Source organism: Parahaliea mediterranea, from assembly GCF_003402235.1.
Taxonomy (GTDB): Bacteria; Pseudomonadota; Gammaproteobacteria; order Pseudomonadales; family Halieaceae; genus Parahaliea; species Parahaliea mediterranea.
Map to the genome: position 1 here is coordinate 378,067 of NZ_QEWO01000004.1, position 24,446 is coordinate 402,512.

15 protein-coding genes are annotated in these 24,446 nt (G+C 65.4%); 11 read left to right on the plus strand and 4 right to left on the minus strand.

Translation table 11 applies throughout. The annotated features are described in order from the left end of the window. Positions 1-130: 130 nt before the first annotated feature. The 3 genes from DDZ17_RS13970 to DDZ17_RS13980 all read left to right on the plus strand — a co-directional run bounded on the left by DDZ17_RS13970 (position 131) and on the right by DDZ17_RS13980 (position 9,760). The gene (locus tag DDZ17_RS13970) at positions 131-5,743 is read left to right on the plus strand and encodes a DUF7379 domain-containing protein (protein ID WP_170150214.1); all 5,613 of its coding nucleotides are present in this window, start codon (positions 131-133) and stop codon (positions 5,741-5,743) included. 66 nt (positions 5,744-5,809) lie between these two features. After that, the gene (locus tag DDZ17_RS13975) at positions 5,810-8,035 is read left to right on the plus strand and encodes a phospholipase D-like domain-containing protein (protein WP_116367571.1); all 2,226 of its coding nucleotides are present in this window, start codon (positions 5,810-5,812) and stop codon (positions 8,033-8,035) included. A gap of 150 nt (positions 8,036-8,185) precedes the next feature. Further along, on the plus strand, positions 8,186-9,760 hold the full coding sequence (locus DDZ17_RS13980) for an inorganic phosphate transporter (RefSeq protein ID WP_116367572.1): 1,575 nt from the start codon (positions 8,186-8,188) through the stop codon (positions 9,758-9,760). A gap of 4 nt (positions 9,761-9,764) precedes the next feature. Here the strand turns inward: DDZ17_RS13980 and DDZ17_RS13985 are convergent, their stop codons facing one another. Together DDZ17_RS13985 and DDZ17_RS13990 are read right to left on the minus strand one after the other, a co-directional pair. Next, positions 9,765-11,174, minus strand: a complete 1,410-nt coding sequence (locus tag DDZ17_RS13985; protein ID WP_116367573.1) for a peptide MFS transporter — start codon at positions 11,172-11,174, stop codon at positions 9,765-9,767. Beyond that, entirely contained in the window at positions 11,171-12,343 is a 1,173-nt protein-coding gene (locus tag DDZ17_RS13990; RefSeq protein WP_116367574.1) for a serine hydrolase domain-containing protein, read from the minus strand. The genes DDZ17_RS13985 and DDZ17_RS13990 overlap by 4 nt, the downstream gene beginning before the upstream one ends. Before the next feature lie 301 nt (positions 12,344-12,644). Here DDZ17_RS13990 and aptA point away from each other — a divergent pair, with 301 nt between their 5' ends. Together aptA and DDZ17_RS14000 are read left to right on the plus strand one after the other, a co-directional pair. Continuing rightward, entirely contained in the window at positions 12,645-13,958 is a 1,314-nt protein-coding gene (aptA, locus tag DDZ17_RS13995) for an omega-aminotransferase AptA (RefSeq protein WP_116367575.1), read from the plus strand. Positions 13,959-14,018: 60 nt separating this feature from the next. Continuing rightward, positions 14,019-16,106, plus strand: coding sequence for a TonB-dependent receptor (locus tag DDZ17_RS14000; RefSeq protein WP_116367576.1), 2,088 nt, complete (start codon positions 14,019-14,021; stop codon positions 16,104-16,106). A 184-nt stretch (positions 16,107-16,290) separates the two neighbouring features. Here the strand turns inward: DDZ17_RS14000 and DDZ17_RS14005 are convergent, their stop codons facing one another. Together DDZ17_RS14005 and DDZ17_RS14010 are read right to left on the minus strand one after the other, a co-directional pair. Then, a complete protein-coding gene (locus DDZ17_RS14005) occupies positions 16,291-16,785 on the minus strand; it encodes a PEP-CTERM sorting domain-containing protein (protein ID WP_157976642.1) in 495 nt (164 codons plus the stop codon). Positions 16,786-16,801: 16 nt separating this feature from the next. Next, positions 16,802-18,199: a P1 family peptidase gene (locus DDZ17_RS14010; RefSeq protein WP_116367578.1), complete on the minus strand. Its 1,398-nt coding sequence runs from the start codon at positions 18,197-18,199 to the stop codon at positions 16,802-16,804. Between the two features lie 186 nt (positions 18,200-18,385). Here DDZ17_RS14010 and DDZ17_RS14015 point away from each other — a divergent pair, with 186 nt between their 5' ends. The 6 genes from DDZ17_RS14015 to DDZ17_RS14040 all read left to right on the plus strand — a co-directional run bounded on the left by DDZ17_RS14015 (position 18,386) and on the right by DDZ17_RS14040 (position 24,311). Next, positions 18,386-19,126, plus strand: a complete 741-nt coding sequence (locus DDZ17_RS14015; protein ID WP_157976643.1) for an FMN-binding negative transcriptional regulator — start codon at positions 18,386-18,388, stop codon at positions 19,124-19,126. Between the two features lie 74 nt (positions 19,127-19,200). After that, the gene (locus tag DDZ17_RS14020; protein ID WP_116367580.1) at positions 19,201-20,172 is read left to right on the plus strand and encodes a LysR substrate-binding domain-containing protein; all 972 of its coding nucleotides are present in this window, start codon (positions 19,201-19,203) and stop codon (positions 20,170-20,172) included. 177 nt (positions 20,173-20,349) lie between these two features. Then, positions 20,350-21,009 carry a DUF4331 family protein gene (locus tag DDZ17_RS14025; RefSeq protein WP_116367581.1) on the plus strand — a complete coding sequence of 220 codons (660 nt, stop codon included), beginning with the start codon at positions 20,350-20,352 and terminating at the stop codon, positions 21,007-21,009. A 16-nt stretch (positions 21,010-21,025) separates the two neighbouring features. Continuing rightward, a complete protein-coding gene (locus tag DDZ17_RS14030; protein ID WP_116367582.1) occupies positions 21,026-21,742 on the plus strand; it encodes a hypothetical protein in 717 nt (238 codons plus the stop codon). A gap of 81 nt (positions 21,743-21,823) precedes the next feature. Continuing rightward, the gene (locus DDZ17_RS14035) at positions 21,824-23,125 is read left to right on the plus strand and encodes a tetratricopeptide repeat protein (protein ID WP_157976644.1); all 1,302 of its coding nucleotides are present in this window, start codon (positions 21,824-21,826) and stop codon (positions 23,123-23,125) included. Between the two features lie 139 nt (positions 23,126-23,264). Continuing rightward, positions 23,265-24,311: a GGDEF domain-containing protein gene (locus DDZ17_RS14040; RefSeq protein WP_116367584.1), complete on the plus strand. Its 1,047-nt coding sequence runs from the start codon at positions 23,265-23,267 to the stop codon at positions 24,309-24,311. Positions 24,312-24,446: the final 135 nt, after the last annotated feature.

Here is a 24,446-nt window from a genome sequence, read left to right on the forward strand (position 1 = left end):
TTGCACAGCGGGTGGTTCGACAGATACCGGCCCCTGGCCTATGTTGAAAGCGACAGCTCGCTTCACAGGGAAGTCGCGCGACACTGGCAAGACCCGGCCAGCCGGGCAGGTGCCGGGGAGAGTCAGGCTCATGAGCGATACATACCTTATCCGGGGGCGGCGGGCAGAAGCACTCACCGCCGCGCCCCTGGTGGCACCAGAGCTGAAACTCCGCCGCAGGGCCACACTGGCGATCGGGCTGGATCGGGATGACCAGGCCGACCTCTACCCGGCGGCGGCCGACGAGGTGGTTTGCCTGCACCTGCACAGCGGCGACCAGTTGTGGATGCGGGCCGACGACCTGGTGCTGGAGTTGGGCCGCAAGCAGCACGACCGCGATGGAGCCGCCGTGTGGGACATCAGCCCCCAGCCACCGGCCAGTGCAGAGCGCGGGCTGCTGGGCATCGGTATCCGGGTACTTGAGTTTTTTGGTGTTGACCTGAGCGCCACTTCGGCGGCGCGACTGGCGCAGCTGCTGGAGGACAAGACTCTCCAGCTGATTGGCGGCGAAAGCAGCCTGTGCAAGCTTGCGCTGTCCGGCGAGTTGGCCATCAACCCGATCACACAGATGCCTGCAGACAGTGCCGAAGGGCCGCTGCTGCTGTTTCTGCACGGTACCGGCTCCAGCACCCGGGGCAGCTTCGCCAGTCTGTGGGAGGACGCCGCCAGCGACGCCCGCCAGCGCCTGCACGGGCTCTACGGCAACCGGGTATTCGGCTGGGAGCACCGCAGCCTCACCCAGAGCCCGATCCAGAATGCCCTGGAGCTGGCGCGCCTGCTGCCCGAGGGCAGCACCCTGCACCTGGTGAGCCACTCCCGCGGTGGCCTGATTGGCGAACTGCTGTGCCTGGGCCAGTGCGAAAACCCGCTACAGGCCTTCAACAGCGCAGCCCTGAACACTCTGTTCCGGGGCGATCACACCATCGCCACCCAACTGGGCCTGGGGCTGCTGGATGACGATGAGTTGCAGCAACGCGATGCCGGCTACGCGCAGGATCGGGCCATGCTCGGTGAACTGCTGACATTGCTGGGTGAAAAAAACATCACAGTTGCCCGCTTCGCCCGTGTGGCCTGCCCGGCCCGCGGCACCACCCTGGCCTCCGGGCGACTGGACCGCTGGCTGTCGTTGCTGCGGCTGATCCCAGGCAACCCGCTGGTGGACGATGTCATCGACTTCCTGCTGGCGGTGGTCAAGGAGCGCACCGACCCGCGCACCCTGCCCGGGCTGGAGGCGATGATGCCGGGCTCCGCCCTCACAGCCTTTCTCGCCATGCCGCAATTTCGCAGCGCCGCCGATCTTTCGGTGATTGCCGGCGACACCGAGGGCGGCGGCCTGCTGCACCGCCTGGGCGTCTGGATTACCGACTGGTTCTACGCCGACGACCACGACCTGGTGGTCAACACGGCCTCCATGTTGGGTGGGCTGCCACGCGCGCCGGGCCAGGCCCGCTTTCGCTGCGACCGCGGCGCCGAGGTGAATCACTTCAGCTATTTCGTCAACAGCCGGTCACTGCGCTGGCTGGTGGACGCCCTGCTGCGCAACGACGCAGATGAGGCCGGGTTCCAGCCGCTACAGGACGCCGACCGCCAGCACGCCATCGCCCGCGATGCCGATGGCGAGGGCACCAGGCAACAGCGCCCCGGTTGGCGCATCGCCATGGAAAACAGCCAGGTGGCAGCGTCCGGCCGGCCGCTGGCAGTGGTGTTGCCCGGCATTCTGGGTAGCGAATTAAAGGTGGATGGCGACCGAGTGTGGTTGAACTACTGGCGCCTGCTGGGCGGAGGACTCAAGCAGCTGCGAATGAGCGCCAGGGATGTCAGCGCCGGCGATGTACTTGGAGATTTTTACGGCCCCCTGATCGAGACGCTGGCCGGCCACTGCCGGGTGGAGGTATTTCCCTACGACTGGCGGCGCTCCCTGCGCACTGCGGCGGCGGGGCTGACCACCCAACTGGATGCCTGGCTCACCCGCGCAGAACGCGAGCAGCAGCCCGTATACCTAGTGGCCCACTCGATGGGCGGGCTGGTGGTGCGGGCGATGTTGTCCGACAACGGCGCCGGCGCCCAGCTGTGGCGGCGCATTACCACCCTGCCCGGGAGCCGCCTGCTGATGCTGGGCACCCCCAACCACGGCTCCCACGAAGCCCTGCGCTGGCTCTGCGGCTTCAACCCCACCCAGGCCCGGCTGGCTCTGCTGGATTTGACCCAGGACGTGGATGACATCGTCAACTTCGCCGGCACCCTGCCGGGACTGCTGGAGCTGCTGCCCCGGGGCCAGGCCGGGCGCAATGTCTTTGACCGCGCCACCTACCAGCGCATCCGCGCGACGCTGGGCGCCCACTGGCAGGTGCCGGAGCAGCCCCTGCTGGATGCCGCCGATGCCACTTGGCGGCAACTGGAAAAGGCCGAGGTTAGCCCCCGCCATACCGTCTACCTGGCTGGCTGCCAACCCCAGACCGTGGCGGATTACGACCTGCACACCCCGCCCGGGGACGACGACAAAGCACGCGGGCGCGTGCGCTTTCTCGGCGTCGCGGAGGGCGATGGCACTGTCACCTGGGCATCGGGGCGCTTGCCGGGCGTACCCGTCTGGTATGCGCCCGACACAGCCCATGACGATCTATGCCGACAGCCCCACCTGCTACCGGCCATCATCGACCTGCTGGGCAGTGGCACTACAGAGCGCCTGTCACGCAGCCCACCACTGGCAGCACGTTCGGTAGAGGCCAGCGGCGGAACGTTCCCGCTACGGGAGCCGCCACCAGCGGACCAGATCCCCGGCCCCGGCGACCTCCACCTGTTGGGCTTTGGCCCGGGGCGCAGCGGTCGCGCCACCGTCACTGCGGCACCAACGGCGCTCACGGTCAGGGTGGTGCATGGCGATCTGGCCTACGTCAATCACACAGTGGTTGTCGGTCATTACCTGGACGACACCATGGTCAACGCCGAGGCCGAACTCGACCGGCGCCTGGGCGGGCGACTGTCCCAGCGCCTGAACCTGGGGCTGTACCCCGGCAAGCTCGGCAGCCACCTGTTCACCGCGAATGACACGCGCCACCTGCACCCGCCAGCAGCCTTGGTGGTGGGCCTGGGCCAGGCCGGCGAACTCAACCCGGTGGCGCTGGAAGCCAGCCTGCACCGGGCCTTTGTGGATTTTGCCCTGCAAGTGCAGCAGTGGCCGGACCAGCGTTTCAGTCGCGCCGACGGCATACCCTCGGCGCGCCTGTGCTGCTTGCTCGTGGGCAGCGGCCCGGGCGGTGTCACCGTGCGGGAATCGGTGGAGGCCATTCTACGCGCGGCCGTGCGGGCCAGCGATGACCTGCGCAACAGCGGCGGCGCCCAGGCCGTCACCTTCGACCAGTTGGAACTGGTCGAACTGTACCAGGACGCAGCCATCACCGCGGCGCGAGCGCTTACCGAATTGCTGTCGCGCTCCACCCTTGGCGGCCGCATCCTGTGGCCCGAGGGCACGCTTGTGCAGCGCAGTGGCCACCGCAGGCGGGTAGTGGCCGACGAAGCGCCCCACTGGTGGCATCGCATGGTAATCAGCAGGGACAGCAGGGCGCAGGCACTGCGCTTCGACATTACCACCGGCCGCGCCCGCATCGAAGAGAGCCAGTCCAGCGCGCAGTTGCAGCTGGCCGATGCGTTCATTCGCCGCGTTTGCGGTAGCTCGCGAGCGGATACCCATACCGCAAAAACCCTCTACGAGATGTTGCTGCCCCGGCACCTGAAGGGTTCCACAGCAGCCCAGCACAATCGAGTACTGGTGGTGGACAACTACGCGGCGCGCTACCCCTGGGAACTGCTGGAAGACCGCTGGAGCAGCACCGGCAAGCCGCTGGCTGTGGTTAGCGGCATGGTGCGGCAGTTCAGGACCGGCGACTTCCGCCCCGAAGTGCAATACGCCAACGGCCGCCATGCCCTGGTGATCGGCAACCCGAGGCTGGAAGGCTGGGAGCGCTTTGCCGACCTGCCGGGCGCGCGCCGCGAAGGAGCGGCGGTAGCCGCCCGCCTCGGCCAGCAGGGCTACGAGGTACTGGACGCCATCGACGAAGACGCCAACACCATTGTCGATGCCCTGCACGCCCGGCGCTGGCGCATCCTGCACCTGGCGGGGCACGGCGTACACCGCATGCCCATTAGCGCGAGCACCGAGAACAGCGAAAACAGTCTTTGGCGCAACGCCTGCCCCGACTGCAGCGCCGCAACCACTCTGTCCGGCATGGTCATCGGCAAGCACGTTGTGCTGACTCCCGGCGATATCGACCAGCTGCGCTTTGTGCCGGAGCTGGTGTTCATCAACTGCTGCCACCTGGGGCGCAGCGATAGCGCCCCGCCCTACCACGAGCTGGCCGCCAATCTCGGCGAGCAGTTTATCCGCATGGGGGTGCGGGCGGTGATCGCCGCAGGTTGGGCGGTGAACGACGCGGCAGCCATCGCATTCGCCGAACAGTTCTACAGCCTCATGTTTGCCGGGCGCAGCTTCGGCGATGCAACCCGGCTGGCACGTGAACACACCTGGGCCAACTTTCCCAACTTCAACACCTGGGGTGCTTACCAGGCCTACGGCGACCCGGGATACCGCCTGGTGGCTGGCGAGGGCAGCGCCAGCGCACACCGCCAAACTCCCTACCACGCGGTGGATGAGTTCATCGCTGCACTGGATAACTTCCGCCAGAGCCTGCGCACCCGGGCCCGCGGGCCGGGTATCCACGACGACCACGAGCAGCTGCGCCAATCCAGGGAACACCTGGAAACCCTGTTGGCGAGCGTACCGCCGGCACTGATGGGCAGCTGGCGCGAGCGTGCTGATGTCGCCGCCGCCATAGGTTTTGCCTGGGGTGAACTGTGTGACTGGCGCCGCGGCATGGCGTGGCTGGAGCGCGCCATTGCGGCCGAGCAGGGCGACTGCCCCCTGAGCGCCATCGAGCAGTGCGCCAATTACCGCAGCCGCTTCGCGGCCCCGCGCTGGGCCGCGGCACAGGCAGGGACAAAGGCAGAGCGCGAGGCCCTGCGCGCAGAGCTACTGGCCGAGCTGCAGCGGGCGGCCAGTAGCCTGTCTGACCTGCTGCAGCGAGGCGAAACCCGCGAGCGCCTGTGCCTGCTGGGGGCCACCTGCAAACGCCAGGCCTGGTTGAGCGCAAAAACCGGCGAGCGCAGCGATCTGTTGGCGGCGGCGGCCGACAGCTATCGCCAGGCCTACCACAGGACCAACCGGCCCCAAGGCACGCCCACTGCCGCTGCGGGTGAGCCGGATGCCTACACTTTCTGTAACTGGGCCAACGCCCGGACGCTGCGCTACCTCGGCAACAGCCGCCTCAGAAAACGCGAAGACCACACTGCGCTCACGGCCATCGGCGCGCAGCTGGCCAACGCCCTGCAGGCCCGAGAGCCGGACGATTTCTGGGGCGCGGTGGCAATCGCCGACTGCCAGCTGAGCCGCCTGCTGCTGCAGTTCGACACCGCCGGCCAGGGCGGCATGGATGCCAATCAGCTGGCCGCGGCACTGCCTGGCATTCAGGCCTGTTACCTGGCGGCGGCGCGGCGCGGCGTCAGCCGGCGCGAATGGTCATCGGTGCTGGAGAACCTGGACTACATGCTGGACCTGCTCAGCAACGCCCGTCGCCCCGGCGTGGCCACCCTGCACCAACAACTGGCGGAGCTGCGTAGACAGGTCGCTTTCAGCGAAGCGCCAACGTAGGGTAGACGACAGGACTGGCAACACGACAGAAAAATACCAAAACAAAGACAACAAGGGAGTACGCCCGTGAATTTCATTCCCCGCTCTATCCTGCTTACCGGCTGCCTGCTGGCCGGCTGCGGCGGTTGCGGCAACACGCCAACGACACCGGAGGCATTCGTTTCCGCCACCCTGACCGCGGATACCGGCCAGGTGTTGCTGGACAACGACGCCGCCTTTGCCAGCAAGCTGGCGCTGGTCGAGAAAGCGCAGCACAGCGTCGACATCGCCTACTACATTGTCGATAGCGACTACAGCTCATCCGCCCTGGCCGAGGCGCTGTTGCGTGCCGCCGAGCGCGGTGTGCGTATCCGCCTGCTCACTGACTACAGCGCCGCCTACAGCCAGCTCGACTGGTTCAGCATGCTGCAGCGCGACAGCAACGGGCAGCTTGAAGTCCGCTTCTACAATCGTCCCACTCGCAACATGATCATGGACGCGGCCTACCTCACCTTGGGCTGCGGCGAGTCGCCCATCCCCGGTGCCGATTGCTCACAGGCCAAGTTTGCCGAGATCGAGCGCACCTTCGCCGCCGAACGCATCGACGGCCAGGCCGCACAGGATCTGAACATCTCCAACCTTTCCGTGGCCGGATCCGGTGACTTTCTCGCCGGTCTGTACGCACGCAATGCCGAATTGGTAGCCCTGGCCGTTCAACAGGGGCAAGGGCTGGACCCCACCACCCTGCGCAGCGGCGCTGCAGCCAGCGACCCGGCCCAGGCCGAAGCCCTCAAACGCCTGGGCAAAACCTGGCTGCGGGCGCGCTACGGCGGTGGCGTGGACAGCCTCAAGGCCCGTGTCGAACTGGCCTTTGCTCGCGCTCTCTACGGCGAACAGATCGACCCGGTGTTTGGCGCTCTCGCCGCCTATATGCCACTGGAGCGCGCCGATAACGCCGCCGCCCGCCGCGACTGGGACTACCAGAGTGAGTTTTTGCACCACAAGCTGCTGTGGGTTGACGGTCGCCACCTGGTCATCGGCGGTCGCAATGTACAGGACAGCTACCACATGCATCCCGGGGAGCTGACCGACAAATACGTGTTCAACGACACCGACCTGGCCCTCACCGTTGCCAGCGGCGGCGCTGATCTCAGCGCGGCCTTCGAGCGCCTGTGGCAGTTTCGCCCGATGGTGGCGAGCCTTGACGAAGTGCGCGCCCACGCCCCCAATGCCGCCCTGGCCGGCCTGGCAGTCCTCAGTCAAGCCGAGGCGGCCTGCCCGTCCGCTGATGCCGCCACACCGGATGCCAACACCCAGGCAGACTGCGTCGCGAGCGTCTTTGCCACGTCGGCACCCTCACTGGATCAGCGCCTGGACGACGCACGCGAAAAGCTCAGCGCCAATGCCGCGCGCTACCGGAGCGACTATCAACCGTCCGTCCACACCGCACCACTGCCAGTGGATGCGAATGCCGGGCTGCTCTATCTGGAAAATCTGCCCTTCCGCGACGGCCAGCGGGGTTATGGCGCCAGCGACAGCGAACCCGACGACTGGGGTAAACACATCCACAGCGCATGGCTCACCGCTTTGGAGCACACCTGCCAGCAAGCCAGCGCCGAACAGCCGGCGCGGGTGGTCATTCACAACGCCTACTTCCTATTGCCTGCCAATCTGCTGGGCGCACTCGGCAGGATGCTGGCGGGCGATGGTGATTGCGGCTATGTCAGCATCGACGTGGTAACCAACTCCTTTGCCACCACCGACCTCAACGCGGTCAACCTGCTCGCCGCCTGGCAGCTGAAGGCCCTGGACGAGCATCGCCGGGCCCACGCCAACGCACCCGCCGCTGCCAACTTCCGCTACGAGGAATACCAGCAGCAGCCGGGCCAACAACAACTGAGCCTGCACAGCAAAGTCATGCTGTTTGGCGACACGTTGTTCATTGGCTCCGCCAATGCCGATGTGCGCAGCTTCATCATGGACACCAACAACGGCATCGCGCTACAAAACGCACCGCACCTGGTGAGCGCCTGGTCGGACTGGCTACAGGCGCAACGCGAGGCCGGGCGTATCCGCGACCTGACCGGCAACATCGGCCCAGACGCCGACCAACTGATGGCCGATAGCCTGGCCGCCATGACGGCGCTGGTGTCCAAGTACGATCGTCAGCAACGGGTCAGCCCACAGCAGGCGGCAGAGCTTGAGGCCCGTGCCCGGGAATTGTTCCTGGCCGTCTACCGGGAAAGCCAGGCTATCTTGCGCGGCGATACCAGTGCGGCCGAACGCTTCAACAGCCTGCTGAAAGTCATCTGACCGGCACTGCCCGAGCCATTGCCGGCTCGGGCGGCCATCATCCGAGCACATTGCTGCAACAAAACTGTCACACTCCTGCGCCATCATTGCGGGCTTGATTGCCGCCCGCTTGCCGGGCACCTGTGAACCCTGGCCGCGGACGAGTGCTCCATGCCCTTCGACAGAATCAGTATCTTCTTCTTTTTGCTGCTGGCCTCGGCGGCCGCCCTGTTCGCCTGGTGGGGCCTTGGCTACACAGGCTCCGGCAACGCGCTGATTTTTATGCTGGCTACCGCCTTCGGCCTGTTCATGGCTTTCAATATTGGCGGCAACGACGTGGCCAACTCCTTTGGCACCAGTGTTGGCGCCGGTACCCTCACCATCAAGCAGGCGCTGGTGGTGGCCGCCATATTTGAAGTGAGCGGCGCGCTGATTGCCGGCGGCGCGGTGACCGACACCATCCGCAAGGGCATTGTGGATTTGGGCACGCTCACCGCCGAGCCGGAATTCGACGTGATGGACTTTGTGTACATCATGATGTCGGCCCTACTGGCGGCCGCCCTGTGGCTGCTGATTGCCACCCGCCAGGGCTGGCCGGTGTCCACCACCCACTCCATTATCGGTGGCATTGTGGGCAGCTCCATCGCCCTGGGCTGGGTGGCCTCTGGCATGGACGACGCCCTGAGCCTGGTGCACTGGGACCAGATTGGCACCATCGCCGTGTCCTGGGTGCTTTCGCCGGTGCTGGGGGGGCTTGGGTCCTACGTGCTGTACTACTACATTCGCAAGCACATCCTCACCTACAACGACAGCGCCCAGCAGCGCCTGCACGATGTGAAGGCGCGCAAGAAAGCCCTGCGCAAAGAACACAAAACCATCACCGAGCGCATGACCGAGCTGCAGCAACTGGCCTACACCGGTGCCCTGGCCCGGGATGCCGCCAGCGCGCGCACTATCGAAGACGCCACCGAGGACGACTTCGAGTCCGACTATTACAAAGAGATGTACCGGCTGGAGCAGGAGAAGGAAAACATTGACGCCCACCGGGCGCTGACCCTCTACGTGCCCCTGCTGGCCGCCGGCGGCTCGATGATCATTACCGCCATGCTGCTGTACAAGGGCCTGAAGAACCTGAAGCTGGAATCCACCGACCTGCAGAACGGCCTGATTGTGCTGATGGTGGCGGCTGCTGTGTGGATGGCGGTGTACATTCTGGCGCGCACCCAGCGCAGCAGCTCGCTGGAAAAATCCACCTTCCTGCTGTTCAGCTGGATGCAGGTGTTCACCGCGGCGGGCTTTGCCTTCAGCCACGGCTCCAACGATATTGCCAACGCCATCGGCCCCTTTGCCGCCATTCTCGATGTGCTGCACAGCGGCGAGATCAACCCCAAGGCACCGGTACCCACCGCCGCCATGGTCACCTTTGGCATTGCCCTGGTAGCCGGGCTGTGGTTTATCGGCAAGGAAGTCATTCGCACCGTGGGCACCGAGCTCACCCGCATGCACCCGGCCTCGGGTTTCACTGCCGAACTGTCTGCCGCGTGCGTGGTGCTGGTGGCCTCCACCCTCGGCCTGCCGGTGTCCTCCACCCACATTCTGGTGGGCGCCGTGCTCGGCATCGGCCTGGTCAACCGCGCCACCAACTGGAACCTGATGAAGCCCATCGCCATGGCCTGGGTGATCACGCTGCCGGCGGCGGGCCTGCTGAGTGCCATCTGCTTCATGGTGATGCGCGCAATGTTCTGACCGATCAGGCCGCGGAGCGCATCGGCCCTGCCTGTGCCGGCCGTGGCCCAGCCTGGCCTTTGAGGCCGAGCGCCGCCAGCAGGCGGCGACGGGGCACCAGCAGGCAGAGCGCCCCCGCCCCCACGATGGCGGCGTGCAGCAACCAGAAATCACGGTTGGGCAGGGTTTCGTAAAACCGCCCCAGCCAGCCGCTGGTCACGCTGCCGATGAAAATCGCCACGTAGTAGGCCCCCACCATCATGGCGTTCACTGACACTGGCGCGGCACGCGACACCAGCGCCAGTGCCACCGGCCCAACATAAAGATAGCCCCAGGCGCAGATGCCGTGGAACAGCAGCAACCACCACATGGCCACCTCGGCACCCTGGGCGACCCACTCGGATAACGCCAGCCAGGCGCAGGCTGCACTGAACAGGCAGCAACCCAGGGCCAGTTTGACAAGATCATCCTGCTCCGCGCCCCGGTCGCGCTGCCGCTTCCAAAGCCACATGACCAGAGGGGCGAACAGCAGCACCGCCAGCGTGTCCAGCGACTGGAACCAGGTCACCGGCACCAGGGTGTCGAACAGCGCACGGTCTACCCTGTCTCGCACCCACAGGGGGTAGGTGTTCCACACCTGGGTCTGGGCGGTCCAGAACAGGGCGGTGATCGCCAGCACCAGCACAATCGCCGCGACAACACGCGCATCACCCGGCTGCAAATGCTGCGTCGCCGCTCCGCTGCCGCGAGGTTCATCCGGCGGCAACTGATCCCGCCCCTTGAGGTACACCACAATGCCCAGCAGCATGCCCACACCGGCCGCGCCAAAGCCGTAGTGCCAGCCGTAAACCTCGCCCAGGGTGCCGCAGACCAGCGGCGCCAGGGTGGCGCCTACATTGATTGATACGACATACAGGGAGTAGCCACTGTCGCGACGCGGATCGTCCCGGGCGTAGAGCGCGCCCACCTGGGCAGCCAGGTTGCCCTTTAACAGGCCGGAGCCGCAGATAATGGCCAGCAGGGCAAGGATGAACGACGCCTCAAAAGCCAGTAGAAAGTGCCCCAGGGCCATCGCAGCCGCACCCAGCAGCACCGCCCGGGTGCGCCCAAGCACCCTGTCGCCCAGCAGGCCGCCGAACACCGGCACGAAGTACACCAGGCCAATGTAGATGCCAAACACCTGGGTCGCCAGTGCCTGGGACGACAGGGGGCCGGTCACGGCCTCAATCGCACCGCGCATGGCCGCAAAGCCCACGACATTGGCGGCAGCATCTGGCTGGAACAGGTAACCGGCCATATACAGCACCAGCAGGCCCTGCATGCCGTAGAAGGAAAAGCGCTCCCAGGCCTCGGTGAAGACAATGTAGCCCACCCCCGCCGGGTGTCCGAGAAAGCCCCGGCTGTCGCTGGCTCCGCCAGGCGCCGCAGGGCTCATGATGACGCCCCGGGCAGCCACTGGCACAGGGCGTTGAAAAAGTCGTTGTCGTCGATGGGCTCGTCACCCAGCGGTTTGGAGCGCGCGCTCCACACCACCAGCACCGTATTCAGCACCGGGTGGATGTAAATGCGCTGGCCGAAAATGCCACGGGCGGCAAACGCCCGCTGCCGGTAGCTGCCCTGCTCGTCGGCCACCGGCCACCACATAAAGCCGTAGGGCACCTCCTGCCCGTTAATATGGGTCGGGCCTGCGGCCTCGTCCACCCAGCCCGGCGGCAACACCGGGTGGCCGTCAATGGTGCCGCCATCGCAGATGAACTGGCCGAAGCGACCGTAATCGCGCAGGGTGGCGGCAATGCCGCTACCGGCTATCTCAAGGCCATCGGGTGACTCCAGCCACCAGCTGGCGTCGGACTCCATGCCGAGCTTCGACCACAATTGTTCACTGAGAAAATCCGCCGGCCATTGCCCGGTGGCAGCCCGGATCAGCACCCCCACCAGATGGGTTTCACCGGTACTGTAATTCCAGCGCGTCCCTGATGGCGCCAGCTTGGGCAGAGAATTCATGTAGTCGAGAATGCTGCCCGGCCGCTGGCCGATCTGCAGTTCCAGCACCTGGCGTCGTTCCGATGCTGCCGCGGTGTGGGTTTCATCCCACTGCACACCAGAGGCCATCAGCATCAGGTGACGCACGGTGACATCACTGTAGGCGCCGGTGGCGAGCTGCGGCACATACTTGCTGAGTAAATCGTCAATGGACGCAATCAGCCCCTGCTGGACTGCAATACCCACCAGGGTTGTGCTGACCGACTTGGCCATGGACATCGACATCCAGCGCGTGGCTGGCGTATTGCCAAACTCATAGTGCTCCCACAGGCATTTGCCATCCTTCAGCACCAGGGCCCCGGCAATACGGTTGCGCGACACCCAGTCGAACACATCGTAGTGCTGCCCGCCGGAGCTGAAGCGAAAATGCCCGATACCCGGGTCCGGCGCTGCCACCAGGGGGCGCACCGGGCCACCGCACCGAATAGTGCGGCAGGGAAACAGCCGGTCGATATTGCGAAATGTAGGCACTTGCTGGGCGGGAAACAGGCGCCCGGCGTAGGCATCGCGCACGCTGGCTACCGGCTCCCCGGCACCGCTGCTGGCATGCCCACCCGGCATTGCCAAGCCCTGCTGCGGTGGCTTTGCTGCCTGTGAATCTTTTCTCGTCGACACCCTGACCTCTCCCTTCCCGTGCGATGTTATGTGGCTGGGGCAGCCTGCAGGTCACCGGCCAGCCCCGTCGTTTTCCCAAATGGTAAAGCAGCCCCCCGCCACCGAGTAGTTGCCATGTGCGCCTCAGGCGGTGCACGGGCCGCACCTCGGCGCGCGCGATTGGCATCTCCTGCCCTGAAAAGCGCACTCCTACAATGGCCCGACAACAACCAACCGTATCCCGCAAACCGAATTGGAGTACCCATTGATGAAACTCGACGCGCACTGGATGCCGTTTACGCCCAACAAGGCCTTCAAGGCCAACCCGCGCATGCTGGATGCCGCCAGCGGCATGTATTGGACGAGTGAAGGCCGGCAGGTGCTGGATATGACCGCCGGGCTGTGGTGCAGCAACCTGGGTCACGGCCGTGACAGCGTCGCCCGCGCCATGTACGACGCATCCACCACCCTGGACTATGCCCCCTCCTTCGGTTTTGGCCACACCGGCGCCTTTACCCTCGCCGAGCGGCTTGCCGCACTGGCGCCGGGCAACCTGAACCACGTGTTTTTCACCAACTCCGGTTCCGAGTCGGTAGACACCGCACTGAAAATGGCCATTGCCTACCAGGCGGCACGAGGCAAGGGGAACAAGCGCACCTTCATCTCGCGGGAGCGGGCCTATCACGGTGTGAACCTGGGCGGCACCAGCATTGGTGGCATTACCACCAACACCCGCACCTTTGGGCGCTGGGCGCCTGTCGACCACCTGCACAGCACGCTGGATATCGAACGCAACGCCTTCAGCAAGGGCCAGCCAAAATTCGGCATCGAACACGCCGAGGCCCTGAACGACCTGATTCAACTGCACGGCGCAGAGAACATTGCCGGCGTCATTGTTGAGCCGATTGCCGGCGCCGGCGGCGTTATTATTCCACCGCGTGGCTACCTGCAGCGCCTGCGGGAAATCTGCACGGCCCACGACATCCTGCTGATTTTTGACGAGGTGGTATGTGGCTTTGGCCGCACCGGCGCCTTCACGGCGGCCCAGCAATTCGAGGTGACTCCCGACCTCATGACAGTAGCCAAGGGCCTGACCAGCGGCACTGTGCCCATGGGGGCCGTGTTCTGCGCCGACCCGGTTCACGACACCATCATCAACAGCGCCGAAGGTATTGAGTTTTTCCACGGCTATACCTATTCCGCTCACCCCATTGCCTGTGCCGCGGCCCACGCCTGCCTGGATATCTACGAAGACGAGGCACTGTTTACCCGCGTCAATCGCGGTATTGGCACGTACTTTGAACATGTGCTGCACAACCTCAAAGACCTGCCCGACGTCATCGACATCCGCAATTACGGCCTGCTCGGCGCCATTGAATTTGCCGACCGCGGCGATGCCGTGCCCACCGGAGTGCGTGTATTCCAGGCGGCATGGGAAGAGGGCGTGATGCTGCGCGGGCTCGGCAGTGCCGTGGTGATGTCGCCGCCGCTGGTGGCCGAGGAGTCCCACATCGACGAATTCGCAGAGAAAATCTGGCGGGCCATTCGCAGGGCAACCGATAAGCAACGCCTGTCTGCCTGAACAGTCCATGCCGCGCCGCGCCCGCTGCCGTGTTAACCACCCAGTGAACGAGGAAATAAGATGAAAAGATTCAATAAGCACCTACTGGCCCTGTCCATCAGTGCCTCACTCCCCCTGATCTCTACCGGCAGCGCCGCCGATAGCGGCGCCGCCAGGCTGGAAGAGGTGCTGGTTACCGCCCAGAAGCGCGAGCAGCGGCTGGTCGATGTGCCCATGAGCATCAGCGCCTTCAGCGGTGAGGAACTCCAGCAAAAGGGCATCACCAACATCCAGGACCTTTCCTTCTCGGTGCCCGGCATGTCCCTGCGGGAATACGGCCCGGGCAGCTACATTATTTTCATGCGCGGCCTGGCAAATACGGATTCCAACGGGGCGCTGGTCAGCGTCTACCTCGACGAAGCGCCCCTTACACTGACCGGCGCGGACCAGCTTGACCTGCGCCCCATTGACCTAGAACGGGTAGAAATCCTGAAGGGGCCCCAGGGTACGCTCTACGGCCAGGGCGCTATCGCCGGTACCGTGAAGTATGTGACCCGCAACCCCGATTTCGACGGATTTTACGGCGACATCAAGGGCTCCTTTGCCAGTATTGACGATGGCGATACCCGCGAGGCGGTCACCGCCACCTTGAACATGCCGGTGATCGACGATGTATTCGCACTGCGCTTTGCAGGCACCGTGGAACGCGGCGGCGGCTGGCAGGACCAGCCAGAGGCTGGCATTGAAGATGGCAACTACCAGGATCTCAACCACTTCCGCCTGCGCGCACTGTGGAACGTCAGCGACCGCTTTACCGCCAACCTGCTGGTGCAGTCCCACCGCAACAAAAGCAAGTTGGGCCTGGGCTTCGAGGAGCCGGACCGCACCGTGGCCGTGGCCATTGACCCAGCCATTGAATTGGTTCCCAAGGAATACGACTACGATCTCTACTCCCTGACCCTGGACTACGACCTGGGCTTTGCCAACCTGATCAGTGCCACCACCTATGTCGATCACGATCACCAGTACCCCTTCACCTACTTTGGCACCGATCAGACCATCTACGACGGCACCCTGGAGGGCAATGACGAGCGGCAGGTGAACGCCGAACAGATAACCCAGGAACTGCGGCTGGTATCGGCCGGTGACACTCGATTCAACTGGACCATCGGCGCCATCTACCAGGACCTGCAGCGGGATTTCTTTGCCGTCTACGACACCTTGTCGCTGGGTGTGCTGTACCCCGGTGCGGACTATGTTTCCAACTACGCCATTGAATCCTACGCCCTGTTTGGCGATGTTTCCTACGACCTGACCCAGCGCCTGGAAATTGGCCTTGGTGTGCGCTACTACGATGACGATCAGACGTCCTTCGACGGCGGCCTCGCCGAAGCGGATGGCTTTAACTCAACAGACCCTCGCCTCTACGCCTCCTACGCCCTCAACGACAACACCAACCTCTACGCCAGCGCCGCCCGCGGCTTCCGCACCGGCGGTTTCAATCGCGGCGAGTTGCCCAATTACGATCCGGAATCAGTCACCAGCTACGAGATTGGCACCAAGGCGTCGTTGCTGGGCGGCATGCTGGATGTCGAGGCAGCCGCCTACTACACCGAATACGACGACATGCTGCGCCGGGGCCTGTTCTTCCAGGACAATTCCCTCATTGAGCTGACCAGCAATATCGGCAACGTGGAAGTTACCGGTTTTGAGGCCGGCGCAAACTGGAGCGCCACCGAACAGCTGACCCTGACGGCCACTGCATCCTGGATCGACAGCGAAGTGGTGGACGTGCGGGCCGACGATGCCACCAACCAGAAAGGCGACCCGACCGACTATGTGCCGGAATTCAGTTACACCCTGGGCGCCCACTACACCTTTAACTGGTTTGGCAACCAACCCGGCTATGCCCGCCTGGACTACAACTACCGCGATGCCGTGAACTACGTGGATCGCACCAGTTTTCCCAGCGAGAACCTGCCTCAGATGTCCGACGACCTTTCCCTGCTCAACGCCAGGATTGGCATCAGCTGGGAGCGTGTCAGCCTGGAGTTGTTCGGCACCAACCTGACCAACGAAAACGACTACATCGACCCCTACTGGGGCTGGAAAAACGCCAACCGCACCCGCCCACGGACGCTCGGGGTGGAAGCGACCTACACCTTTTAAATCACCAGGTTCTCGCCGCCCGCCGGGCAACTACCCCGGCCCGCGGGCGGCGAGCTTTTTCAAACGGCTATTGGCAATGCGAGGTTGGGATCGGTACTTTTGGTCGAGCATAAAAAAGCCCCGATAATGATCGAGGCTTTTTTTGGCAAGTAGCATGTAGCAAGCAACATGCTCTACTGTTTTGTTAGGAATATTTCCTTTTCCTGGACAGTCCAATGCCTGCCAGGCCCAGGACTAACAGGGCGATTGATGCGGGCTCTGGCACAGCAGTAGCAACAACTGCGGCTGCCGTCCAATTAGCACCGACAAGGTTGCCAGAAACATCCGCAGCCCACACACAGTCAGTTGCAGATGCTGAACAAACCACCTGATTTGCCCCATTGTTCCACCAACCGCCGTTAAGAACACCGGCCCAGGATGTCGTGATGTTGGCACCTTGATGATAACCGCCAAACCAGGTGCCTGCCGAAATCACATTACCTATGGCATCGGTTGAAAAGACCCCTGACCCAGAACTGATAAAGTCACTTTCTATCCACCAGCCTGATGCCCCTTCTATTCGATAGGAAACGAAATCAGATACGCCCCAGGTTTGAGAGAACAGGGATGAGCCTTGGTTATCAACCGTAAACGTGGTGGTTATTTCTTCCCCGACCACCCCGGGAATTGAGCCTGTCAAACTGGAGGCTGCGGAATTACTCGCGCTTTCCCTTCTGCTGCCAATGTCCGGGGTTCACAATCAGGTCACCGTCATCGCCAAATCGCAGTAGCAGGGGGTAGCGCCCCGGCACGGTAAAGTCGCGCCCGGCCACTGGCAGCAGTTTCACCTCGGCCTCGCGTTTGATGGCGTACACATCGCGCTCACCGCTGGCGCGGGCAAACAGCGCTCCCTTGTCCTGGCGCACGGCCAGCGCTGCCTGGGGGCTGAAACGGTAGTCACCCGCCAGCGCAGCCAGCGCCTTTTGCGACAGCTGCTGTTTATCAGCCGGTTGGGGATGCGCCGGCTGCTCGGGCACGGAGCTCAGGATGGCATCCCACATGACCTCCGATGCCAGGGTACCGAGCTCGGCTGGGGAGTAGATCGGCTCTTCAACCTCTGCGGTGGATACCGCGTAAAGCACGTCTCCATCAAAGATGGTGGCAAAGGGTTGCAGGCCACGGGCCATGGAAGTATGCACCTGGGCCGCCAGGCGCTTCAGTTCCGCCGGCGTCATCTTCTGGTTTGTCACAAGCAGGCTGATGGTGGTGTTCTTGGCCGCTTCCGCAGGCTCGCCGCTGCGCTTGCTCATCAGTTTGGCCATCAAATCGCGGGTTTTCAGGGGGCCGGCGCTGTCTTCCTCCGGGTAACAGGCGACCACGTTGCCGTCCCGGTCGGTGACCACGCCATAGGCATTCACCACGGTGAACGCGGCGATTTTGATGGCGCCAAACTGCCGGTATGCCCCACCCTGTCCCGAGTGGGCATTGCAGCCAAAAAAGCCGCCGCTCTGGGCAAATCGCCCCGCCCCGTGCGCCCCCAGGGGGAAGCGGCCGCTCTGGGCTGCGCGAAAGGCCGCCTGCGCCAGGCGCTTGTCGGGGTAGATTTCATTCAACCGCCGTGCGCCGAAGTCGAAAATAATCGAGCCCACCGACATGGCGATGTTCGGCTCCTGGGAAAAGGCATTGCCGTCGCGAATACCGTCATCCTTCAACGCCGTGGCCACGGCGGTGGTGGCTTCAAGGCCGTACCAGGAACCCCCGGCGAACACTACCGTATCCAGTTCCGGCAGGTCGTAACCCAGTTCCATATAGGCGGCGTTCACCGTGCCGGGGCCGCCGCCACGCACATCCACCGCTACCTGGGATTTTTCGGCGAAATGAAACACCGTCACCCCGGTGGGGCCCTCCTCATACTGGCCGGTGCCCACTTTGAAGGCCGGCCAGTCGTATTCCAGCACCCGCGCGCCGGCCTGGTTGACCACCGGTTGCAGGGTCTGCTGGGCAGCCGGCTGGGCGCCCGCCTGACCGGCGGCACCCAGGGCCAGCGCAGCGAGTGCAACGCCAGTGCGAAGCGCACGGCCGCACTGCGGCCGGATGAATGGACGTTTGAGCATACTGCCTTCCTCTTTCTGGTTATCCGAGTGTGCTTCTGATGCTACCGGAGGCCCCGCGCCACTCGGGAGATGCCAATGCCGGCCCCACTGGTGAGCCAGGTGCAACGCCGGCAACGGGATTCGCATCTACCCCGGGCAGGCATCGCTTTTCTACACTGGCGCCCAATGACACAGGAATGCAGCACCATGGACCAGGCAACACCCGCCCCCGCCGGCTATCCCCTTTCCCGCGGCTACCAGGACAGCGGAGAAGCGCTGTTCGTGCCTGCCAGCTTCCGCTTTCGCGACGAGGCCGCCATGCTGGCCGTGGCCGCCCAGTACCCGCTGGCACAGCTGTTCAGCGCCCGGGGCGACACGCATCGGGTGACGGCGAGCCCCATGGTGCTATTGCCGCAGCGCAGCACCGGCGGCGCCCTGCAATTCGTTGGCCACATGGCGCGCCGCAACCCCCACGCGGCGAGCCTGACACCGGGCAGCCGCGCCACCGCGGTGTTCAGCGGGCCGGGAGCCTATGTGTCCCCGGCCTGGTTCCGGGTGACGCCCACCGCACCCACCTGGAACTACCAGGCAGTGCAGGCCCACGGCACCATCGAACCCATCGACTGCGCCAGTGGGATAACCGAGGTATTGCGCCGCACCATCGCCCATCTGGAACAGGGGGCCCACCCCGCCGCTGACAGCACGCGCTGGCACTTTGAAGACCTGCCAACCGAACGCGCCGAGGTGCTGCTGGAAAAAGTTGTGGCATTTCGCCTGTTGGTAGAGCACCTGGAGGGTGTCAACCGCCTCAACCAGGACAAGCACCTGGATGACATTACCGCCATCCTCTGCGCCCTGGGGCGCTCACCGCAGCCCCAGGCCGCCGCCGTTGTCGCCGCCATGGCCGGCGAACTGGCCGCTGCGGCGCCGCTGCACCATGCCAACTAGCCAACCGGCCGGGAGGCCCCTGTGGTAGTCTGCCCACTCATCGACCGGGACACAGCACAGGCAACTTCTGACACGTGAACAAGCACCATGACGCCAAGCTGCCGGCGAGAAAATCCATACCGCCCTTTGAAGCCCTGCGCGCCTTCGACGCGGTAGCGCGGCTCGGCGGTATCCGCAAGGCGGCCCAGGCCCTGAGCCGCGACCACGCGGTGGTCAGCCGCCACCTGCGCACCCTGGAGGACTGGACCGGCACGGCCCTGATCGAACGCACCGCCGCCGGCGCGGTACTCACCGAAGCCGGCCAGCGCTACCACCACCAGGTGGGCCGGGCCATCGACGATATCGCCGACGCCACGCTGGAACTGCTAAAGCGCAGCCAGGACAACAGCCTTCAGGTGTGGTGCATGCCGGCCCTCGCGCTGCACTGGCTGATTGGCCATCTGGGGGAATTTGAAGCGGCACACCCCGCCCTCGACATCGAGCTGCGCTCCACCCACGAACAGGCAGACCTGCTGCGCCTGGAAGCCGATGTGGATATCCGCCTGGTGCCCGCCTCCGAGATGCCCTTCCAGCCCGCGCCTGGCGTACAGGCGGTTGAGCTGGCGCGCCCGCCGATCATCCCCGTGGCCAGCCCCGAATACCTGGCCAGCGTTGCCGAGGTTCGCTCGCCCCAGGATCTGCTGGGCCACGAACTGTTGCACGAAGAGGACTTCGACACCTGGCGCATCTGGCTGGCGGCCCACAACATCACCGCCGATGAACTCAGCGGGCCGCGCTTGTGGGACGGGCACATGACCCTGGCCGCCGCCCGCCAGGGGCGCGGTATATCGCTGACCAACCCGCTGGTGGTCGCCGATGACCTGGCCAGCGGTGTGCTGGTGGAGGTTGGCGCCGGCCTGCCGGACTTTTGCGCTGTTCATCCCTGGTCCTACTGGTTCTTCGCCCGGGCGGACCGCTGGGACAGCCCCGCCATCCACCGCTTTCGCAACTGGCTGACCCGCACCGTCAACCGGGAAATGCCGCCGCGAGACAAACCCGCTGGCTGACCACCGGTCTGGCTGACCGTTCAGCAAATGACCGCAGAGGCCTGCCATACTCACTGCCTCCCCCCTTAGCAGAGTGCCTGCTGCCACAGCCCCTTGCCAACACCGGGGCATGGTCTACGCTTCTTTCAAGGCGCGGGCCGGACGCCCGCGCTGCACATCGACAGGGAGGAGCGGTTCATGCCGATGCAAACTTCGCGTTGTCTGATCACGGTGGCGACCCTGCTGGGCGCGGCCGTCACACTGGCCGCCGACCACACGGAATCCCCCGCGGCGACGGCGGACCGCCCCGCCGATATCGGCGACATTTTCTTCTTCGACCCCACCGATACCGACAACCGCCTGGTGGCGATGATCACCTACGGCGGCGGCTCGGACACCAACGACCAGATGGACGCGGACTTCTACTGCGACCGCGATGTGCTCTACAGCTTTTACATCGACCGCGACGACAACGGCGACGGCGCCGACAGCGTGGAGCCGGATGTGCGCATTGATATCCGCATGGCGGAACAGGCCGACGGCAGCTGCGCGGTGCGCCTGGACAACGTGCCCGGCGCCGGTGACGACTTCAGCGGCAGCGTGGCGGGCAGCAACCGTATTTTCCAGAGCGCCAGCGGCCTCAACGCCTTTGTTGGCGCCACCGATGACCCCTTCTTTTTTGACTCCCAGGGCTTCGGTGAAACCCTGAGCACCGGCACGGTGTCCTTCGACAGCACGCGGGATACCTTCGGTGGCCGCAACCTGAGCGCCATTGCCTTTGAAATCGACACGGCCGCCCTGGGTAACGGGCAGACCGTGTTCCGCGCCTGGGCCACCACCGCCCGCATTGTCGAATAACCCGGGAGGCGCAGCCATGAAGCCATCCATACCCCACCTGCTGACCACCGTGCTGACTACCGCGCTGGGAGCGGGCCTGCTCGGCGCCTGTTCCGACAGCAGCAATTCCCGCGGCGACAACGGCGGCGGCGATGGCGACGGCGGCGGCACGCCCACGGTGGAGATTCGCGCCAACCCGCCCAGCGACTACGCGCGCATCGACCGCATGGGCCAGCCGGCGGTGGCCACCGCCCTGCTGCGCGGTGGCGGCCAGCCGATCCGCGACTCGGTGCCCATTAACAACAATGCCGACAACGAACGGGACTCCCTCAACCAGGGCGACCCGTCGGGCGATGCCGACTTTGCCGGCGCCTTTGTCGACACCCTGATCTTCGTCAACAACGCCCTGGCCGACGACCTCGACAGCCTGGGCCTGTCGCGCTGCGCCAGCGGTGCCCCGGGCGAGATCGACAGCGCCGACGACATCGACGCCTGCCTGCAGGTGGCCGCGCCGGTGGTGATTCCCGACGTGGTGACGCTGGATACGAGCCAGCCCAGCAGCTGGCCCAACGGCCGCCACCCGGACGACCCGGTGGTGGATCGGGTGCTGGCGGCGGTGCTGCTGGACTTGAGCGCGCACCCGCTGGACCTGTTCGCCGACCTGCCACTGAACCCGCCCGGCAACGACGCCCGGGCGGACGACGTGTCGCCGGCCAACTTCCCCTACCTGCGCGATCCCATCGCCACCCCCTGAGGCCAACCGCGCATGCAACCACGCCCCAACCGCCAGCGGCGGTGGCCACCCTCTGGGGTGTTGATAGAGGTGCTGGGAAGGATGTTGAGAGCACTGCCCAGCGCCCTGTTGCGTAGCGCGCAGCAGGCGGCGCTGTTGCCGGGGCGAATGGCGGCGCTTGTCACGGCCCTTGTCACCGTCTTCGGCGCAGCGCTGCTGGCAGCCTGCTCACCGGCGCCGGATGCCGACGCAAACCGCCCGACTCCCGCCGCGCCGGTCACTATCAGCGGCAAGCAGGTCGAGATGGACTACTGGGTGCTGAAGCAGCGCCATGAACAGCACCTTGCCACCCTGGCACAAGCGCTTGAAGACAGCCGCGCCGCCCGCGCCACGGGCCCGGCACGGGCGCTGTTTGAGGGCTGGCTCTACCACGCCCGCCTGACCGGGCAGCTGGCCAGCTTCGATCACGCCGAGGCCGCCCTGGCCGAACTGGAAGCGCGCAGCCGCGGCGAACCGCCCTGTCGCGAACAGGCGGAACTGGCCATGGCCAGCCACCGTATCGAGGCGGCGGCCCGGGCCCTGCAGGCCTGCCCCGGGGCCGATAACCGCGACCTGCTAATTGACATCGACTACTACCAGGGCCGCTACCGCGCGGCCCTGGACAGCGCGGTGGCCCTGCTGAACGAGCGCAACCTGCCGGCGGACTATGTGCGCCTGGCGCGGCTGCGCCAGGGCACCGGCTCCACCCGCGAGGCCGACGCCCTGCTGGAAGCCGCCGAGCAGCGCTACCACAACGACAACCCCCACCAGCTGGCCTGGCTGGGCCTTCAGCGCGGCATTCTGGCGCTGGAGCGCGGCGAGTACCAGCGGGCCCGGGCCCTGTTCCGCCGGGCGCAACGCGCCCTGCCGGACTGGTGGCTGGTGGACGAGCACCTGGCGGAAACCCAGATGCTGCTGGGGGATACCGACGCCGCCATCGCCCTGTATGACCAGGTGATCGATATCACCGGCGACCCGCAGTTTATCGCCGCCCGGGCGGACATCGACCGCCGCCTGGGCCGGGAAACCACCGCCCTTACCGGCATCACCCGCGCCCGCGCGGCCCTGCAGATACGGCTTGAGCAACACCCCGCGGCAACCACCGGCCACGCAGTGGATTTTTACCTGGACCACGGCCCGGCGCAGCAGGCGCTGGCGCTGGCCTGGCAGGATTACCGCCAGCGCCCCTTCGGGGCTGCCGCCACCCGGCTGGCCAGGGCCCTGCACAAGGTGGGCGAGCACCGCCAGGCGCTGGACATTCTCAGCGCCGAAGTGGACGCCGGCTGGGGCACCGCCGAGGCCCTGCAGACCCTGGCCCTGATCCGCGGCGAACTGGCCAGCGCACCCGCTGGCGGCGGGGGCTGACCGGGCTAACGGCCCCAAGCCCGGACTTGGGTCGCATTTTCGCCCATTGCCTAGCCATTGCCGGGTGTTCAAATTCCTATCGGCCCGGGAATGTGCTCAACTCGGCCCAGACGATGGTGCCAGCCCCTTGTAACGAGCCATGCCCAATCCGACAGAGCTGCAGCGGCGGCTTGCCAACAAACTGAGGAAGAACGTCCTGCAGGCCCTGCTGATCATGACGGCAGTGGCCGGCGTGGGCTTTGGCGTGCTCAACATCCGCCTGAATTCCTGGCCGCTGGCCATGGCGGAGTTTGGCATGTCTGCCTATTCCCTGTTGCTGCTCTACCGCCTGCGCGGCCTTGAGAGCCTGCAGCGGGTGGCGCTGCTGTTTTTGGTGCCCTTTTTCAGCGTGATGATGTTCGCCCTGTGGGTGCCGGGCACCAGTGTGACCATTTTCGGCTGGGTGCTGATCATCCCTATCATCAGCCACCTGCTGCTGGGCCGACACATCGGCCTTGCCATGTCGGTGCTGTACATGGCCATCGCCGCGGTGCTGTTCTGGTATCGCTTTCAGCTGTCGCTGGAGTTCACCGACCCCCGCTCAGCGGCCAACGTGGCGGTGATTGCCCTGTGCGTGCTGGCCCTGTCGCATGTGTACGAGCTGAGCCGGGAGCGCTCGGAGCAACACCTGGCCAATACCGCCCGCACCGACTTCCTCACTGCCCTGGACAACCGCCTGGGCTTTAGCGAGTCCTTTGAACGCGAGCGCAAGCGCGCCCAGCGCAGCGGCCACCCCCTGGCCCTGGTGCTGATGGATCTCGACCACTTCAAGCGCATCAACGACCGCTACGGCCACGACCGCGGCGATACGGTGCTGGCCCACGTCGCCCAGCAGATGGCCCAGCGCCTGCGCGACACCGACGCCCTGGCCCGGCTGGGCGGCGAGGAGTTTGGCGTGCTGCTGGCCAACACCGACCGGCGCCAGGCCCTGAGTGTGGCGCAGGCCCTGTGCCAGGCCGTGGCCAGCCACCCGGTGGAGGCAGGCGGGCAAGCCATCGCCGTCACCCTGAGCGCCGGCGTGGCGATGCTCGGCGCCGACGGCAACGACCTCGCCAGCCTGTACGCCGCCGCCGACAAGCGCCTGTACCAGGCCAAGGACGCCGGCCGCAACCGGGTGCAGGCGGATTCCCCGCCCCTATCGGCCTGACGGTTGGCCAGCCGGCGGCGCAGCGCTCACGGGTATTATCTTCTAAACTACAACTCATTAGTCTGCTAAACCGCGCGCCGGACGGGGGCACCGCGCCCACGCGCGCTCTACAATCGCAGCGGTTTCAGACAGATA

Excerpts from the sequence above, each read along its gene's own strand:
- DDZ17_RS13970 (WP_170150214.1), top strand. The coding sequence starts at position 131 with ATGAGCGATACATACCTTATCCGGGGGCGGCGGGCAGAAGCACTCACC.
- DDZ17_RS13980 (WP_116367572.1), top strand. The coding sequence starts at position 8,186 with ATGCCCTTCGACAGAATCAGTATCTTCTTCTTTTTGCTGCTGGCCTCG.
- DDZ17_RS13985 (WP_116367573.1), bottom strand. The coding sequence starts at position 11,174 with ATGAGCCCTGCGGCGCCTGGCGGAGCCAGCGACAGCCGGGGCTTTCTC.
- DDZ17_RS13990 (WP_116367574.1), bottom strand. The coding sequence starts at position 12,343 with ATGCCGGGTGGGCATGCCAGCAGCGGTGCCGGGGAGCCGGTAGCCAGC.
- aptA (WP_116367575.1), top strand. The coding sequence starts at position 12,645 with ATGAAACTCGACGCGCACTGGATGCCGTTTACGCCCAACAAGGCCTTC.
- DDZ17_RS14000 (WP_116367576.1), top strand. The coding sequence starts at position 14,019 with ATGAAAAGATTCAATAAGCACCTACTGGCCCTGTCCATCAGTGCCTCA.
- DDZ17_RS14010 (WP_116367578.1), bottom strand. The coding sequence starts at position 18,199 with ATGCTCAAACGTCCATTCATCCGGCCGCAGTGCGGCCGTGCGCTTCGC.
- DDZ17_RS14015 (WP_157976643.1), top strand. The coding sequence starts at position 18,386 with ATGGACCAGGCAACACCCGCCCCCGCCGGCTATCCCCTTTCCCGCGGC.
- DDZ17_RS14025 (WP_116367581.1), top strand. The coding sequence starts at position 20,350 with ATGCCGATGCAAACTTCGCGTTGTCTGATCACGGTGGCGACCCTGCTG.
- DDZ17_RS14030 (WP_116367582.1), top strand. The coding sequence starts at position 21,026 with ATGAAGCCATCCATACCCCACCTGCTGACCACCGTGCTGACTACCGCG.
- DDZ17_RS14035 (WP_157976644.1), top strand. The coding sequence starts at position 21,824 with ATGTTGAGAGCACTGCCCAGCGCCCTGTTGCGTAGCGCGCAGCAGGCG.
- DDZ17_RS14040 (WP_116367584.1), top strand. The coding sequence starts at position 23,265 with ATGCCCAATCCGACAGAGCTGCAGCGGCGGCTTGCCAACAAACTGAGG.